16 protein-coding genes are annotated in these 16137 nt (G+C 46.6%); 12 read left to right on the top strand and 4 right to left on the bottom strand.

Features of this window, described 5'->3' with window-relative positions:
* Positions 1–77: 77 nt before the first annotated feature.
* Both proB and AB6805_RS02005 read left to right on the top strand, forming a co-directional pair.
* Positions 78–1112, top strand: a complete 1035-nt coding sequence (proB, locus tag AB6805_RS02000) for a glutamate 5-kinase (protein ID WP_370907794.1) — start codon at positions 78–80, stop codon at positions 1110–1112.
* Positions 1113–1124: 12 nt separating this feature from the next.
* Positions 1125–2372 carry a glutamate-5-semialdehyde dehydrogenase gene (locus tag AB6805_RS02005; RefSeq protein ID WP_370907795.1) on the top strand — a complete coding sequence of 416 codons (1248 nt, stop codon included), beginning with the start codon at positions 1125–1127 and terminating at the stop codon, positions 2370–2372.
* Positions 2373–2400: 28 nt separating this feature from the next.
* Here the strand turns inward: AB6805_RS02005 and AB6805_RS02010 are convergent, their stop codons facing one another.
* Both AB6805_RS02010 and AB6805_RS02015 read right to left on the bottom strand, forming a co-directional pair.
* The gene (locus AB6805_RS02010) at positions 2401–3474 is read right to left on the bottom strand and encodes a class I fructose-bisphosphate aldolase (protein ID WP_370907796.1); all 1074 of its coding nucleotides are present in this window, start codon (positions 3472–3474) and stop codon (positions 2401–2403) included.
* A 64-nt stretch (positions 3475–3538) separates the two neighbouring features.
* Positions 3539–3706, bottom strand: coding sequence for a hypothetical protein (locus tag AB6805_RS02015; RefSeq protein ID WP_370907797.1), 168 nt, complete (start codon positions 3704–3706; stop codon positions 3539–3541).
* Between the two features lie 273 nt (positions 3707–3979).
* Between AB6805_RS02015 and AB6805_RS02020 the strand changes: the two genes are divergently transcribed.
* On the top strand, positions 3980–5716 hold the full coding sequence (locus AB6805_RS02020) for an ATP-binding protein (RefSeq protein WP_370907798.1): 1737 nt from the start codon (positions 3980–3982) through the stop codon (positions 5714–5716).
* 13 nt (positions 5717–5729) lie between these two features.
* Here the strand turns inward: AB6805_RS02020 and AB6805_RS02025 are convergent, their stop codons facing one another.
* The gene (locus tag AB6805_RS02025; protein ID WP_370907799.1) at positions 5730–6863 is read right to left on the bottom strand and encodes a hypothetical protein; all 1134 of its coding nucleotides are present in this window, start codon (positions 6861–6863) and stop codon (positions 5730–5732) included.
* A gap of 242 nt (positions 6864–7105) precedes the next feature.
* Between AB6805_RS02025 and AB6805_RS02030 the strand changes: the two genes are divergently transcribed.
* The 5 genes from AB6805_RS02030 (at position 7106) to AB6805_RS02050 (ending at position 11280) form a co-directional block, all read left to right on the top strand.
* Entirely contained in the window at positions 7106–7681 is a 576-nt protein-coding gene (locus tag AB6805_RS02030) for a histidine phosphatase family protein (protein ID WP_370907800.1), read from the top strand.
* Between the two features lie 17 nt (positions 7682–7698).
* Positions 7699–8415 (top strand): response regulator transcription factor, encoded by a 717-nt coding sequence (locus tag AB6805_RS02035; RefSeq protein ID WP_370907801.1) that lies wholly within the window; start codon positions 7699–7701, stop codon positions 8413–8415.
* Positions 8399–9757 (top strand): sensor histidine kinase, encoded by a 1359-nt coding sequence (locus tag AB6805_RS02040; protein ID WP_370907802.1) that lies wholly within the window; start codon positions 8399–8401, stop codon positions 9755–9757. The genes AB6805_RS02035 and AB6805_RS02040 overlap by 17 nt, the downstream gene beginning before the upstream one ends.
* Before the next feature lie 110 nt (positions 9758–9867).
* A complete protein-coding gene (locus tag AB6805_RS02045) occupies positions 9868–10353 on the top strand; it encodes a hypothetical protein (protein WP_370907803.1) in 486 nt (161 codons plus the stop codon).
* A gap of 12 nt (positions 10354–10365) precedes the next feature.
* Positions 10366–11280 (top strand): bestrophin family protein, encoded by a 915-nt coding sequence (locus tag AB6805_RS02050; protein ID WP_370907804.1) that lies wholly within the window; start codon positions 10366–10368, stop codon positions 11278–11280.
* An 89-nt stretch (positions 11281–11369) separates the two neighbouring features.
* On the opposite strand, the gene AB6805_RS02055 is transcribed toward AB6805_RS02050, so the two are convergent.
* Positions 11370–12047: a tetratricopeptide repeat protein gene (locus AB6805_RS02055; RefSeq protein ID WP_370907805.1), complete on the bottom strand. Its 678-nt coding sequence runs from the start codon at positions 12045–12047 to the stop codon at positions 11370–11372.
* A gap of 165 nt (positions 12048–12212) precedes the next feature.
* On the opposite strand from AB6805_RS02055, the gene AB6805_RS02060 reads away from it, so the two are divergent.
* From AB6805_RS02060 to AB6805_RS02075, 4 genes are all read left to right on the top strand, one after another.
* Complete coding sequence (locus AB6805_RS02060; RefSeq protein ID WP_370908396.1) at positions 12213–12500, top strand: DUF2459 domain-containing protein; 288 nt, start codon at positions 12213–12215, stop codon at positions 12498–12500.
* Between the two features lie 112 nt (positions 12501–12612).
* Entirely contained in the window at positions 12613–13461 is an 849-nt protein-coding gene (locus AB6805_RS02065) for a helix-turn-helix domain-containing protein (protein ID WP_370907806.1), read from the top strand.
* Positions 13462–13543: 82 nt separating this feature from the next.
* The gene (locus AB6805_RS02070) at positions 13544–14449 is read left to right on the top strand and encodes an AEC family transporter (protein ID WP_370908397.1); all 906 of its coding nucleotides are present in this window, start codon (positions 13544–13546) and stop codon (positions 14447–14449) included.
* A gap of 168 nt (positions 14450–14617) precedes the next feature.
* Positions 14618–16135 (top strand): glycoside hydrolase family 43 protein, encoded by a 1518-nt coding sequence (locus tag AB6805_RS02075; protein WP_370907807.1) that lies wholly within the window; start codon positions 14618–14620, stop codon positions 16133–16135.
* The last annotated feature ends 2 nt before the right edge of the window (positions 16136–16137 follow it).

Raw genomic sequence — 16137 nt, forward strand, 5'->3', positions numbered from 1 at the left:
TTCCGGTATCCGGAATAAATTATGCATTTAGAATTTCGCCACCTTAATATTATTTTAGGCTCCAAATAGAGCAGAAATTGAGTAAACCGATATTAGTTATAAAATTTGGAACAGCGTCGATCACCCATCAGAACGGTGACCTCGACGAAACCGTGATTGCCGGTATAGCGCGGCAGGTAGCAGAGTTACATGCAGATTATCATATTGTACTGGTGTCGTCCGGCGCTGTGGCCGCGGGCAAACAGTTCTTACGTCATTACAACGGGACTATCAGTGAGCGCAAAGCCGCGGCAGCCGTGGGTAATCCGTTATTATTGAATAAATACAGCCGTTATTTTGCCCCTTATAGTATTGCGGTAGCGCAGAGCCTTTGTGAACGCCAGCATTTTTCCGACAGGGACCAGTTCCTCCAGTTAAAGCGTACCTATGAGGAACTATGGGCGAGCAACATCATCCCCATTGCGAATGAAAACGATGTGGTGAGCAGCCTGGAGCTGAAATTTTCCGACAACGACGAGCTGGCCACGCTGATAGCCGTGGGTTTTGGCGCATCGCTGCTGTTGTTCAGCACCTCTGTAGCCGGCGTATTGGACAGGTCCGGGCAGGTAGTACCACAGATAGATGTTATTGACAAGGCAGCCCTGGGGCTGGCCGATAAAGAAAAATCCAGTCTCGGCTTAGGCGGCATGGTATCCAAGCTCACCTTCGCCCGCCTCGCCACCCGGATGGGCATCAGGGTCGTTATCTTTGGTATCCGCACAGAAGATGGCATTCTCAATGCCATTGCCGGCAAAACAGGTACCTTGTGCCTGCCACAGCCCTGCAGCATGCCTGCCCGCAAGAAATGGCTGGCCAGCGGCAGCCTGGTTACCGGCCGGATCCGGATTGACGCCGGCGCACAACAGGCGCTGGAAAAGCGTCACAGCCTCCTCGCCGTAGGCGTGCAGGCCGTACTGGAGAAATTTGAATGCGGGGAAGTCATTGAAATTGTGAACGAAGACAATATCGCCATCGCCGTAGGCAGGGCTAAAGTTGCTTCAGACACCCTCGATACCCAACACAAGGCACAGAACATAGAAGTGGCCCATGCCGATGACATCGTGCTGTTATAAAGAAAAACAATCATGCAAACGATACAACCATTACTGGAAAAAGCGCAGCAGGCAGGCGTTTCTATACGTACCCTCCCTGATGCACAGAAACAGGCATTGCTGCTCAAACTGGCATCCGTGATCCTGATCCGGTCGGAAGACATTATCACAGAAAATAAGAAAGACCTCGACCGCATGCCGGACGACGACCCCAAAAAGGACCGGCTGCTGCTGACGGATGCGCGCATCCGCGATCTCGCCTCCAGCCTGGAAGATATTGCCGGCTTGCCTGATCCCGCCAATGTGCTGGTACTGGAAAGAACCCTCGACAACGGCCTGCTCGTGCAAAAGAAAACCGTGCCGCTCGGCGTAGTGGGCGTGATCTATGAATCGAGACCAAATGTAACCGTTGATGTAGCCGCCCTCTGTATCCGCTCTGGCAACGTATGCGTGCTGCGTGGCGGCACCGATGCCTTTTATACCAACACTATTCTGGTATCGCTGATCCAGGACGTATTAAAGCAATTCGAGGTAGATGAACATGCAGTGCAACTACTGCCTGTTGACCGCAGCTTTGTGATGGAAATGCTTACTGCCGTAAAGTATATCGATATCATCATACCGCGTGGATCCGAACAACTGATCGAATTTGTCCGCACCAACTCCAGGGTACCGGTAATTGAAACCGGCGCTGGTGTATGTCATACCTACGTGGAAAAAACCGCGGACCTCCAACAGGCCGCTGCCATTGTTACCAATGCTAAAGTTTCCCGCCCGTCGGTATGCAATTCATTGGACACGGTGCTGGTGGACGAAGCCGTAGCTGCCGGTTTCCTGGCATTACTGGCGCCGCAGCTGCAGCATTATACAGTCGACATATATGCGGACCCGTTAGCATTCGATATCCTGCAAAAGAATAATTATCCGCATCTCTTCGCGGCGCAACCGGAAGATTTCGGCAGGGAATTCCTTTCGCTCAAGTGTTCCGTGAAAGTAGTACCCGACACGAATGCCGCACTGTCGCATATTCAAAAATATTCTTCGCGCCACTCAGAAGCCATCATTTCAGGCGATACCGCCATCAGCGAGCGTTTCCTCAATGAAGTAGACGCCGCAGCCGTATACGTGAACGCCTCTACGCGGTTCACAGACGGAGGCGTGTTTGGCCTGGGTGCCGAAATAGGGATCTCCACGCAGAAACTGCATGCACGCGGCCCCTTTGCATTGGAAAAACTGGTAACGGAAAAATGGTTTGTACGTGGCAATGGCCAGGTGAGGTGAGCAGAGGAACTTTCCTCCGCTCCCACTGCTACGCTATCGTTATCTGTTCATTCAGATATACGTCCTGGATCGCATTCAGCAACGCTGCTCCTTCCACCATCGGGCGCTGAAAGGCTTTGCGCCCGGAGATCAGCCCTACGCCGCCGGCCCTTTTATTAATAACCGCGGTGCGTACTGCTTCTGCCAGATCAGCTTCTCCTTCAGAAGCGCCACCGGAATTGATCAGTCCCATGCGCCCCATATAACAATTAGCTACCTGGTAGCGGCACAGGTCAATGGGATTATCAGACGTGAGTGTAGTATAAATACGTTCATCCAGTTTACCATAGGAAGACGCTCCTGTATTCAATGCCTTATAACCGCCGTTCACGACCGGTAATTTCTGCTTGATAATATCCGCCTGGATAGTTACCCCGAGGTGATTAGCCTGCCCGGTAAGATCCGCTGAGAGGTGGTAATCCACATCTTTCTTAAACGCATCGTTCCGCAGGTAGCACCAGAGAATAGTAGCCATGCCCAGTTCATGCGCCCTCGCAAAGGCACGCGACACTTCCACAATTTGCCGGTCGGACTGCTCAGAGCCAAAGTAGATGGTGGCTCCAACGGCCACTGCACCGAGGTTCCAGGCTTCTTCCACGGTACCATACATCACCTGGTCCGCCCTGTTGGGATAAGTAAGCAGTTCGTTATGATTGAGCTTGACAATAAAAGGAATACGGTGTGCATAGCTGCGCGATACCGACGACAATACGCCAAAAGTAGAAGCTACTGCATTACAGCCGCCTTCAATAGCCAGCTTCACAATATTTTCAGGATCAAAATAAGCCGGGTATTTGGCGAAAGAAGCGCCGGCACTGTGTTCCACGCCCTGATCTACAGGGAGTATGGACATGTAGCCCGTGCCTCCGAGACGCCCGTGCTGAAACAGCTGGCCCAAACTGCGCAATACCTGCGGGTTACGGCTGGAAGGTTGGTAAATTTTATTGACGGTATCCGGTCCGGGCAGATGCAGCAGGTCTTTACTGATAGTTTTGCTTTCGTGCTGCAACAGGGTATCGCTTTCTTTGCCTAATAATTCGCCGATTTTTTCCAAGGATAACATAAGCATGACTTTTTTGATACACCTAATTTAAGGATTTAATACCGCACCGGCATGCGGTAGTAATTCAGTAAGGAGTAGGCGCATTAGGGCGGGGTTGTTCTTCCCGCTCTTCGGTTACCATTTCCGTGCCTTCAAATGCGCCTCCCGAACCATCGTGAATAACAGGTTCCGGCTTTACTTCGTCTTCCTTTTTGACTGGTTTTTCTTCGTTGGGATTGATACTCATTTCCATAATAACAAATGTACTGATTACTTATAAATCGTTATTTGAGTATGATATGAAAAAAATGAAATGAATTTAAGTTTAGGAATAAATACTATAACTTTGGTTGCCGGCGTTCATACCCCATAAAGAGGACACCGGAAGAATTATCAATAGGATAATACCCTCAGAAGATCATTAGGTTTCTATGAAAAGATTTTTTACCTGCAACACAAACTGTTATCGCCCTGTTGTTTAGGGTCATCCCGAGCTTAACTTTACTTAAACCCTACGATGCTTAACATGACTATTAAAATTATTAAACGGATTCAACAAGCAGTAAAATCAATTACAAGAGCAGGTACACAGGGACAAACAGATGATGAATTAATATCCAGGATTATACTTGTTAATACACTAAGCCTGGTGCTTGCCTCCTTAATTCTGCTCGTAGGATCCATATTTATAGTATTTACAAGAGAATTATCTATTCTTATACCTGCTTCCATAGAATTCATCCTCACGATTTCGGCGATCTACCTGAACCACAGGGGATATCACAGAATGGCGGGTGCCAGCACTTTTCTGGTACAATGTTTTGCCTCCATCTACTTTGGAATATTGCTCAGTAATATTATTGAACTGCAGGCAATGATCATCTTCCTGATCTCCATTATATACCTGATATTTCCTGACAGAACATCGAGAAGAATATCACTGGTGGTGGCCGTAGGCATTCTTCTGCTGCTGGAAACCTATTACCATTATCATTTTACAGAAGCGATACACCTTCAGAAAGACGTGGCATTTATTTTCCGCATCTCGGCGATGGCAGGTGTTTTAACACTTATCATTGTGGTAAGCAAACCTTATGTTCACAGTAATGATGTCAATAAACAGTTAAAGAGAAGTAATCACTTTAAAAAGATATTTGTATACCAGGTGTCACATGAGCTGAGAACGCCGCTGAATGCAATCTTTGGTGTGGGACAGTTATTAAAGCGGGAGATAAAATTAAATGATCAGCTCAGGGGGATAGAGCCATTGGTTGATCAATTATTACTGGCAAGCAACCATACCCGTAACATTGTAAATGATGTGCTGGATATGGCACAAATAGAATCAGGAAATTCAGATGTGCTGAACAGCGAAGCTTTTGAAATAAAACCATTTATTGAAAAATTAGTGGACATAAACAGGATAATAGCAAAAACCAGGAATATCAAGATTAAACTCAGTATCGGTGAAATACCTCCTGTGATTATTGCAGACACCTTGAAACTCAATCAGGTTATAACAAATTTGTTAGGGAATGCCATTAAATACTCTAACAAAGGAACTACCATTAACTGTTACATTGCAGCCAGCAAAAATACCTGGTCGATCCATATTGTGAATATGGGCGACCACATCACGGATGATAAATTGAAAACGATATTCGATCCATTTATTACAGATAAAAGAAAGTATACAGAAGGTGCGGGGCTGGGGCTTTATATTGTACAGAATAAAGTTAATTCCATGAATGGCATTATTACTGCGGAAAGCAGCCCTACCGGGATAAACAGTTTCAAAGTAGTGCTTCCGCTGGTACCGGGCCAATCTGATGATATCAAACCAGACAACAATGACGAAGAGGAGATGACGGACCTGAGTGACATTCATGTAGTAGTTGCCGAGGATAATGAAATGAGTGCCCTGCTGATATCCAGGTTTCTTACCCAAACCGGCTGCTCTATTTGTCTGACCGCTAACGGGGCGGAAGTATTGGAGGAAAGCAGGAAACGTATACCGGATATCATCATCATGGATTACCATATGGACATAATGGATGGGAAAGATACCTTAGTCAGCCTGAAAAAGGATCCAATATTGAAACATATACCTGTTATTATCGCCACCGGGGATGCCTTTTTAGAGTCGCGCGAGCTAATGATGGCAGCTGGCGCCAGTGCCTTTATTGAAAAACCCATTGATTATAAGTTTCTGATAAAAGTACTTAGTCAGCAACTGCATCCACTCAGTGGCGAATTACAATAATAATTTAATGCGTTTAAACTGCCTCAGCAATAGCCGGCACTAATTGCGTTTCCTTCCAGATAGAATTTGGCCGTTTATAACGTTTGGTATGAATCTGCCACACCCAACTGGCTTGTACACATCGTTCCAGACCCGCAATATGTGCATCCAGCTTATCTACCATTTCTGAGTTGGCAGGCAATTGCTGATAACTCCTGTTCCTCACACTCTTCACCAGTAAAGCAAACTCCAATAGCAATTGTTGTACAATGGCGGCAGCCTTTAAAATAATTTCCTCCAGTGGAAGACCGGGGTCATTTAATGCCAGGATCATCAGCAGATTTGAGTCTGAACTATTGTCGATCACCTCTTTCTCAAAGGAAAAAAGATCATTCATCAAACAGCCAATGGCAGCCGTAACATACTGCAGGCGCTGCATATCAGTTTTAACACCTGCTGTTTCCATCCATTTCCAGTCAAGAAACTGTCCGTCGCTATACTCTATCAGCTGGATGGTATGATGCATCCCGGAAATATGCCCCCTCATGTCAATATACGCTTCCACTGTAGGAATATGTCCCAGGGAATTAGTGTTGCAATCCAGGTGCGTTACATCAATATGGTAGTTGTACATTTTTTTAAATTCCCTGAACCAATGAGCCGGCGAAGTATGATAAATATCCAGCAGCATTTCTGCGTTGGCCATTTCCACGCCATGAGCCCCCGGTGCGTTTTCAAAAGGATAATCCATGCTTCCGATACGTTGCCTGATAGCATTGCTGCGTTCCTGTTCGCTGGCACTCAGGTGGGTAAAAACCTCCCGCCCCATTGTATCATTCAGAAAAAAATCTACGGTACAGTTCTTAAGAATATTATTCATGCGGTACAAATTGGCGGTAGGGAACAGGTATATGGCGCAAGTGACATAATGCTCGGCATTTTCAAGCCAGATACCATACCGCTCGCAAAATTCCTGCGCTCCCCGTTTAAGCTGACGGGAATAAGGGTGAGGCCTGAATGACTGACAAAATTCATCCAGTCTGAATTCTTCCTGGTTAAATAATTGAAATAAAGAAAAAGGTGCTACACCCTCCCTCATCATAACAGCATATTCTTTTTGCATTTTTTGCATACTGGCATGAGCCAGCATCTGAACATTGTGTTTCATAAATGTTAATTTTTGAGTAAGAAATAAGGAAACTGTATTAATTGGATCCGGTTATAGGGCATGTTGATATCACAGGAACAAACAGCCAGGGATGAAAGTAGTATTGGGCGACACTCCGAACAAATATATTATACTTTTAATATACAAAAACCCGCTGAATTCTACCTGCGCCGGGAATTTTAACTATTAACCCCGCGGCGTTTTATATATATTTGTCCCCCGGAATGATTAAAAGACCCAATATGACCCAGATCGCTATTATCCGTCACGGTACCACTTCCTGGAATAAAGCAGGCAAATTGCAAGGCCATTCAGACATCCCGCTGGATGAAGAAGGCATCACGCAAGCCCTGAAACTGGGACAACGGCTCGCCGGCGAAACCTGGGACCTCATTTATTCCAGTCACCTGCTCCGCGCCCGGCAAACAGCGGCCATCATTGCACAAGAGCTTAACCTGGATAGTGTAATTGAAGATAAACGTATCGGGGAAGCCGGCGGCGGCCTCATTGAAGGTACTACCGAGGAAGAACGCATCCTCCGCTGGGGTCCGAGCTGGAAACTGATGGACCTCGGCATGGAAAGCAATGAGTCCGTAGTAACAAGAGGCCTCTCCTTTATGCAGGACCTCCTCTCCGAAAATACCGGTAAAAAAATACTGCTGGTAAGTCATGGCAGCTTTATCCGGCAAATGCTGGATGCCCTCCTGCCACAAATGCATCCTACCCCGGCCATGAAAAATACTTCCATCACAAGGCTCCAGTTCTCCGACGAAAATTGGAACTGCGAACTGTTTAATTGCGTGAGCCACCTCGAATAGAATTATATTTGTTGTTCATGAAACTATTACTGATAGAAGATGAACCTGCTGTAGTATCTGTTATTACCCGCGGCCTCGCAGAAGCAGGCTACGAAGTAAGCGTGGCCCCCGATGGTACCAGCGGACTGCAAATGGCGCTCAATAACCCATCATTCCGGCTGATTATACTGGATGTAATGCTGCCCGGTATGAACGGCATAGAAGTATGCCGCTCCCTCCGCAACGCAAAGCTGGAAGTGCCCATACTCATGCTCACCGCCCTGGGGACAACAGAAAATATTGTAATGGGCCTCGATAGCGGCGCCGACGATTACCTGGTGAAGCCATTTAAACTACAGGAACTGGAAGCCCGCATCCGCAGCCTTATGCGGAGAAAAGCGCCGGTAGATACACCCGTTCCCGTTACCTCCGCCGCTGTACTCAGCATGGCCGACCTGGAACTGGATACCGACACCAAATCCGCCAGCAGGAATGGAAGAAATATTCAGCTCACCGCCACAGAATACCGGCTGCTGGAATATTTGCTGAAAAATCCGAGGAAAGTACTGTCCAGGCTGGAAATACTGGAACAGGTGTGGGGCATCGACTTTAATATGAACACCAAAGTGGTGGATGTTTATATTAACTATCTCCGGAAAAAAATTAATAAATATAACCCTACAGAACTGATACATACCGTAGTGGGACTGGGTTATATGATCAAAGAAAATAAGGCCGATGAAGATACGCACTAAGATATTGCTGTTGTTTGCCGGGTTAACGATTTCTACCATCCTCGTGATGACCGGGCTGGTGTATTATTTTGCCAACCAGCACTCGTTCGAAGACTTCTACAAACGCCTGGAAATACGCGCCTATCTTACTGCAAAAGCTACCCTGCCCTATTATGAATCCGACTCGGTGATCTATAACGAAATCCGGGAAGAACACCTCGAAAAACTGCCTGCTGAAAAAGAATATTTCCTGCAGGTAGCCAGCGATGGTACCGTTCATAAAGATGAACAACTCACCCTCCCCAGCTCCTTCTACGAACAGGTGCACCGCGAAAGCAAAGCCACCTACCGCGAAGGCGACCGCTTCTATGAAGGGGTGTTGTATAAAAGCAAACAGGGATTGTATATCGTGATCGTATCCGCCATTAATCAATACAGCGTGGAATACCTGGGCTGGCTGCGCAAAATCCTCATCATCTGCGCCGTGGCCTCCAGCGTCATCCTGGTAGGCGCCGGAATTTTCTTCTCCAGGTATATTCTAAAACCCATCCGGCACATGATGCTGCAGGTAAAAAGCATCAGTTCCCGCAACCTCCACCTGCGGCTAAATGTAGACGACAGCGGCGATGAAATCAACGACCTGGCCAATACCTTTAATAATATGCTGGACCGGCTGGAAACTGCCTTTGAAACGCAAAATAATTTTGTCAGCAACGCTTCCCATGAGCTGAGTACCCCGCTCACCGCTATTATCGGTGAGGCCGAACTGGCGCTTAATAAGGACCGTACCCAGGATAAATATGTGTACTCCCTGAAAAATATCCTTCATGAAGCAGGGCGACTGGAACATATCACCAAAAGCCTGCTGCACCTCGCCCAAACCGGCTTTGATGGCAAGAAACAGGAATGGGGACAGATCCGCAGTGATGAACTGCTGTTCACCGTAAAAAATACCATCGATAAACTGCACCCCGGTAATAAAGTGGAAATAGATTACAGCCTGTTCCCCGAAGAAGAAGAAAAATTAATCATCCCCGGTAACGAACAACTGCTGGAACTGGCCCTCAGCAACATTGTGATGAACGCAGTGAAATATTCCAACAACGAACCGGTGTCTATTGCACTCGCCGCTACAGAAAAGAAAAATATCATTATCGTGAAAGACCAGGGCATCGGCATTCCCCGGGAAGATCTGCCCTATATCTTCTCTCCCTTCTTCCGCGCCTCTAATACCGGCCGTTTCAAAGGATATGGTATCGGCCTGCCATTGGCCATGAATATTATCCGGATGCATAAGGGAGACATCATTGTAAACAGCCGTGTAAACTACGGAACCGAGATCAGGGTTGAACTTCCATTGTAGCGGCTGCTTTTCTTACCAAATTCTTACCACATTCTTACTATCTTTTAACGCTGCTCTTACTGGTTACTTATTTCACAACAATAATTTTGTTGTTATAAAAGCTACCAGATATGAAAAATATACTCATACCCACAGATTTCTCTATCCGCTCACTCAGTTATGTCCATAACATTGTAGCGCAACACCCAGGCGAGCAGGTAAACATCATATTAATGCACGCGCTGGAAATGCCGGACTCTTTGTTTGACCTGATGACTTACACCCGCAACAGCAGGCACCTGGAACTCATCTCGTCCGACTTCCAGGATGGGTGTGAAATAATCCGTAACAAATATTCGTCTGCCATTAACCAGCTGAAGATTGAATTCTTCCATGGCAACACCCGTGCGGCATTACGCAATTTTCTGCTGGCACAAAACATCGACCTGATCATTCAACCCGCCGATCATGAATTTAATGCGCCTTCCAAAAGAAGCTATGATCCGCAGAAACTGATCAGCAAATGCAATTATCCAAAGATGAAAATTCAACTCCAGAAACGGAAATATGTGGCAGACAAGTCTACCATCTCAGCACTATTGCTGGCAACTGAATAAAAAAGCAAGGTTATGTTACTGAAAAATAATATCCCCTTAAATTATGTTTTTGGTAAGATAAAGATAGAGATCCTGCTGGTAACCGTTTATTCGCTGGCTATTAATATTCTTTACTACCAATATGATTTCACCAACCTGGTTATTCCTATAGCTGTACCAATGGTGCTGGGAACGGTGTTGTCATTATTACTCGCATTCCGCTCCAACCAGGCTTACGACCGCTGGTGGGAAGCCAGAACCATATGGGGCGCGATTGTAAATGATTCACGCTCACTGACAAGACAGGTACTAAGCCTGATGGATACTACGTATCAATCGGACGACCTCACGCTTTTCCAGGAGCGCTTTGTAAAGCGACAGGCAGCATGGTGCTATAGTTTGGGACAATCGTTACGTAAGACTGATCCGCTCAAAGGTGTAGACAGATTATTATCAAGAAGGGAATTAAACTATGTGATGAGATATGATAATGTGCCGGCTGCCTTGTTGCTTTTACATGCAAAAGACCTGAAACATGCAATGGAACAGGGTTGGATAAACCAATACCAGCAAATTGCCCTGGACCAGACGCTGACCAGGCTCTGCGACGCAATGGGTAAATGTGAACGTATTAAAAATACCGTGTTTCCGGCTACTTACAGTCTTTACACCCATTTCACCGTGATCTTCTTTATACTGTTATTGCCGTTTGCCTTAATAGATGTCCTCGGCTTTATGGAAATACCACTCGTGGTAGCCATTGCGTCATCGTTCCTGCTGATCGAAAAAATGGCGATCAACCTGCAGGATCCGTTTGAAAATAAACCTACAGATACACCGGTAACTACCATTGCCAGGAAAATTGAAAAAGATCTCCGGCAAATGTTGCACGAACAGGACAACGTGCCGGAAGAGCAGGAGGAAACACCCGCTTACTATGTACTTTAAAACTGATTTGTGTTTAAGGTGCCCTCTCCTAATGGGCCGTAATTTATAGCGTTAAGACAAAGGCTCCGGTATCCACCGGAGCCTTTTCTTTATAATGTAGCCAATTCTTTTTTTGATAACCATACCCATTTGCGGATCGTTCGCCTCACATAGCGGGGATGCAGATCAATTTCCTGTCCCGTTTTTTGAAATTGTGCCCGGGCTTCGCCTGTCCGGCCCTGCTTTTTCAGCAGTAACCCATAATAATACATCGCCTCCAGTGAATGATGCACCCGGATTATTTTCTGGTACTCCTCTTCCGCCCTGGCGGTTTCCATGGTTTGCTCCAGCGCACGCGCATACATCAGCTCATCTTCTGCCTTGCTCATCCGCACGCCTTTAAAAGTATTCATTTTATCAAAGCTCACAATACTTGCCGCATACTGCCCGTTCAGAAATTGAAGCCGCGCCAGTTGCAGGATAATACCCGGATCTTTGGTAAAAGTGTTGGCACACTCCTGTGTCAGCGCAATGGCTTTATCGTATTGCTTTTGCTGTGCATAAGCATCTGCCAGCTGCATTTTGTTGGTAACTGTATCGGATATACGTACCCTTTTCTCCCACTCCCGGATACGTCCGTTTGGCCATAAAGTACGTAACAGGTTCTCACCGAAACTGCCGTTGGTAATATCCGGCAATATTTCGCGGATAAAATAAACCACCACGCCTATCACCGGGATAAACAGGATAAAAAATAACCACTCCCTGCTCCTCCCCGATTTCAGCACATGCACCACACATATAATCTGCAGAATAATAACTAGATAATAATAGTCACTCCAAAATGGGAACATAGCAATATCAACAACCAGGGTTAAGAAAACTGATTCCCGGCAAAAATAATAAAATAAGCTAATTTGTAACACTGAACTAAATGGATATTATTGAAGAAGATGTTAAAAATTACCGGTTATTCCCTGTTAGCCCTGGTACTGCTGATCAGCATTTACCTGTTGGCCGCCTATACGCTTTCACGCATGAGCACCAACAGGGAAATAGTGTCCGATGCGGATATCGCTATTTATATCCCCACCAACGGGGTACACACCGACCTGGTATTACCAGTGCGCACCGCACAAATAGACTGGAGCACACGCATCCCCTTCAGCAATACCACCGGCAAAGACACCACCGCACAATGGCTGGCCTTTGGCTGGGGCGACAAAACACCTGGCCAATAACGGGCTGAAAAGCTGCGGGCAAAAAGCCTGCAGGTGGACCATCTTCGATACCGGCATCTTTTATCATTACCACAAATAAAAATGCAGGTATATTGTAAATTTGAACCGGACTATGAAAGATTTTATTCCGCGGCAGGAATTGCTGGAAACCAACCCGGTTCACCTGATCAGCATGAACCAATATGTGCATGAGCTATCTACGGTAGCGCACCGGCACGATCATTACATGATCATGTGGATCACCAAAGGACATGGTACCCAAATGATCGACGGGCAGGAACACCAGATGCTGACCAACAGGGTGTTTTTCTTTCATCCCGGGCAGGTGCATAAAATGAATGATTTTGAACGCGACGGCTGGATGGTGATCTTTGATGAACCGATCTATAAGCTGTTCACCCGTTTTCATCCGCAGGAAGAATTAAACGGCATGATGCAGCAAGGGGGCCACGAACCCTTTGTGGACCTGGATGAAGACACCGCGGTACTTTATGAACATATCACCGCAATGATTCAAAAAGAGCTGTTAAAGTCGCCGAAAAACTTTAATATGCTTATTCACTTTGTATCCCTGTTGCTGCTGGCAGGAAATAAACAGCACGAACAAAAGCATACGCTGGAACTTAAAAATAAAAACAGCTCCAAACAGCTGATACGTAGCCTCACCCTGCTAATTGAAGAACATTTTAAAAAAGGAAAGCCGGTTTCTTTTTATGCAGACGCCCTGAACCTGCAATCCCGGAATCTCAACCGGATAGTAAAAACCAAATTAGGCTATACCGTCCACGACCTGCTGCAGGAAAGACTTCTCACGGAAAGTAAAATCCTGCTGGCATCTTCCCCGCTTACTATTAAAGAGATCAGTTATAATCTTGGTTTTGCAGATCCTTCCTATTTTAACCGCTTTTTTAAAAAGAATACCCACGTTACGCCCGCTGCCTTCAGAGCAAAAGGCGTTTAAACCGGCTGCAAAAAAGTACCATGGTACTACCAGAAAGTACAATTAACCCTTCTTCCTGATCACTAGCTTTGCTGGTATTATGATGAATTTTATAATGATAGCAGTCTGTATCACGGCTGGTATGATCATGAAGGCTGCCCGCATCATTCATCCGGATGCGCACAAAGGAATCAACACCTGGATATTATACATCGCCTTACCCGCGGTATCTTTCAAATACCTGCCCAAGGTAACCTGGTCGCCCGCCATGATCCTGCCAGTGGTAAGCGCCGTGGTGGTGGTAGCTGGAAGCTGGTGCTTCATGAATATCTATTGCCGTCACAAACAATACTCAAAACGCACCCGTGCTACCCTGGAACTGGCGGGCGGATACAGTAATACCTCCTTCATTGGCTTTCCGTTGATTATCGCCTATTTTGGCGAGCAATTTATAAGCATCGCTATCATTTGTGACCAGATGACGTTCCTGATCTTATCTACCTTTGGTATTATTACTGCCCTGAAAGGTGGCGCCAATAATGCCTCCGTGAGCGCCCGCTTTCTAATTAAAAAGCTCCTGACCTTTCCTCCGTTCCTGGGTTGCGTGCTGGCGCTTTTACTCAGCAGGTTAACCGACCTTTCTGTAGCGGAGCCGTTCTTCGACAAACTGGCGGCCACCGTAGCGCCGCTGGCATTATTTTCCATCGGCCTCCAGTTAAAATTTAATGGCTGGAGAAAAGAGATTTCCCAGGTATCGGTGGTGCTGTTGTACAAGCTTTTGCTGGCGCCTGCGCTGGTCCTGGTGGCAGCCCTGTTGTTTAAAGAACGGAGCGACATCGCCCGGATCAGTATTTTTGAGGCAGCGATGCCTACATTGGTCACCTCCGGCGTAATAGCCGAACAGTTCAGGCTGAACACGAGGGTGATAAACTTAATTATCGGTATCAGCATCCTGGTGGGCTTTTTGACCACTGCCGCCTGGTTTGAAATACTCACACGTTTTTTTTAACTATCCGGCCGTTTTCAGGCATAACCAGGATAAGTTTTGACCTCACAATGAGACTTTACAAGGAAGGAATGAGATGTTTTAACGAAAAAACATCCATATAACCTTCTATTTTTGTTCCCACCGGGTTTCCAATCCACCTTACCCGGCTATCCATAAATAATCATACAGATGAGATTTAAACTTCTTGCACTGGCTATTTCCATCCTTCTGGCGGGTGTTCGCCCGTCAATGGCCCAGCAGGTGCGGGCAAACATCCCGGGCGACTTTGCAGATCCTTCCATTATCCGGAAGGGCAACAGCTTTTATGCTATCGGCACCTCCAGCGAATGGGGGCCGCATTTTCCCATCTTCCGGTCAAATAACCTGCAGCAATGGGAACAGACAGGTTTCTTATTTGACAAAGCTCCCTCCTGGACCTCCTCGTCCTTCTGGGCGCCCGAATTCTTCTATCATCACAATACCTATTACGTTTATTATACGGCTAAAAGAAAAACGGATGGCGTTTCCTGCATAGGTGTGGCCACCTCCGCATACCCCGATCATGGCTTCAAAGATCATGGTATCATCATCGAATACGGTAAAGAGGCGATTGACGCATTTGTGTACAACGACAACGGCCAGTTATATATTACCTGGAAAGCCTATGGCCTGGACGACAGACCAATTGAGATCCTCGGAAGTAAACTCTCCGACGACGGGCTTTCCCTCACGGGTAATCCCTTCACCCTGTTAAAAGATAATGTCCGTTCAGGCATGGAAGGACAAAGCATTATAAAAAAAGGTAACTACTATTACCTCTTTTACTCCGCAGGCAACTGTTGTGGCGTATCCTGCAGCTACCTGGTGAATGTAGCCCGGGCAACCGCTATCACCGGACCGTATGAAGAAGATACCAACAATCCTGTGCTGTCTGACAATGGCACCTGGAAATGCCCCGGACATGGCACCTTTGTAAAGGATACCGCCGGCAACGACTTCTATATCTACCATGCCTATAACAAAGCGAGCAATGTGTTTACCGGCAGAGAAGCATTAATTGCTGCATTGTCGTGGAAACCAAACCAGTGGCCGGAGCTGAAGCCCGTTCCGGTAGAACCGAAAAGCAAAGAGAACATTCATCTTCATTATAACTTTGCCAAACCAACGGGGAAAATTTTCTGGCAGTGGGATTTTAGAAATATGAAGCCGGTATTCCGGCAAACAGGGGCGCAATTGCAGCTGTCGGGGTTATACAACAGCGACCATCCGGCCGGCATAGCGCTCACCCTCAGACCTTATGCAGCCGCTTATGAAATCAGTACCGCCGTATTGAATAGTAATAAGGCCGGCAAAGGATTAATTATTTATGGAGATGTATCTGCCGCCGTTGGCATTGCTGTTCGCCAGGATAAAGTGGAGTTCTGGGTAGTGAAGGATGGAAAAAGAAATGTACTGGGCGAACAAAAAATCACGGATACCGGTAAGCCGGTATACCTGAAAATGGCCATGCTCCCAGATTTTACCTGTAAGGTTTATTGGAAACAACAGGCAAACTGGGAAGAGCTTACACCGGGTAAAAAAGCATACCCTATTGGATTTCTCCCACCGTGGGATCGCAGTCCGCGGCCGGGGCTGAATTTCCAGGGCACCCCGGATGAAAATGCTGCATTCAGCTTCTTTGATATCAGGTACACCGGCGAACAATAATA

The sequence above is a fragment of the Chitinophaga sp. RCC_12 genome (genome assembly GCF_041360695.1).
GTDB lineage: Bacteria > Bacteroidota > Bacteroidia > Chitinophagales > Chitinophagaceae > Chitinophaga.

Coding starts and splice junctions, on each gene's coding strand:
- AB6805_RS02005 (WP_370907795.1), top strand. CDS start 1,125: ATGCAAACGATACAACCATTACTGGAAAAAGCGCAGCAGGCAGGCGTT.
- AB6805_RS02010 (WP_370907796.1), bottom strand. CDS start 3,474: ATGTTATCCTTGGAAAAAATCGGCGAATTATTAGGCAAAGAAAGCGAT.
- AB6805_RS02015 (WP_370907797.1), bottom strand. CDS start 3,706: ATGGAAATGAGTATCAATCCCAACGAAGAAAAACCAGTCAAAAAGGAA.
- AB6805_RS02020 (WP_370907798.1), top strand. CDS start 3,980: ATGACTATTAAAATTATTAAACGGATTCAACAAGCAGTAAAATCAATT.
- AB6805_RS02025 (WP_370907799.1), bottom strand. CDS start 6,863: ATGAAACACAATGTTCAGATGCTGGCTCATGCCAGTATGCAAAAAATG.
- AB6805_RS02030 (WP_370907800.1), top strand. CDS start 7,106: ATGACCCAGATCGCTATTATCCGTCACGGTACCACTTCCTGGAATAAA.
- AB6805_RS02035 (WP_370907801.1), top strand. CDS start 7,699: ATGAAACTATTACTGATAGAAGATGAACCTGCTGTAGTATCTGTTATT.
- AB6805_RS02040 (WP_370907802.1), top strand. CDS start 8,399: ATGAAGATACGCACTAAGATATTGCTGTTGTTTGCCGGGTTAACGATT.
- AB6805_RS02045 (WP_370907803.1), top strand. CDS start 9,868: ATGAAAAATATACTCATACCCACAGATTTCTCTATCCGCTCACTCAGT.
- AB6805_RS02050 (WP_370907804.1), top strand. CDS start 10,366: ATGTTACTGAAAAATAATATCCCCTTAAATTATGTTTTTGGTAAGATA.
- AB6805_RS02060 (WP_370908396.1), top strand. CDS start 12,213: ATGTTAAAAATTACCGGTTATTCCCTGTTAGCCCTGGTACTGCTGATC.
- AB6805_RS02065 (WP_370907806.1), top strand. CDS start 12,613: ATGAAAGATTTTATTCCGCGGCAGGAATTGCTGGAAACCAACCCGGTT.
- AB6805_RS02070 (WP_370908397.1), top strand. CDS start 13,544: ATGAATTTTATAATGATAGCAGTCTGTATCACGGCTGGTATGATCATG.
- AB6805_RS02075 (WP_370907807.1), top strand. CDS start 14,618: ATGAGATTTAAACTTCTTGCACTGGCTATTTCCATCCTTCTGGCGGGT.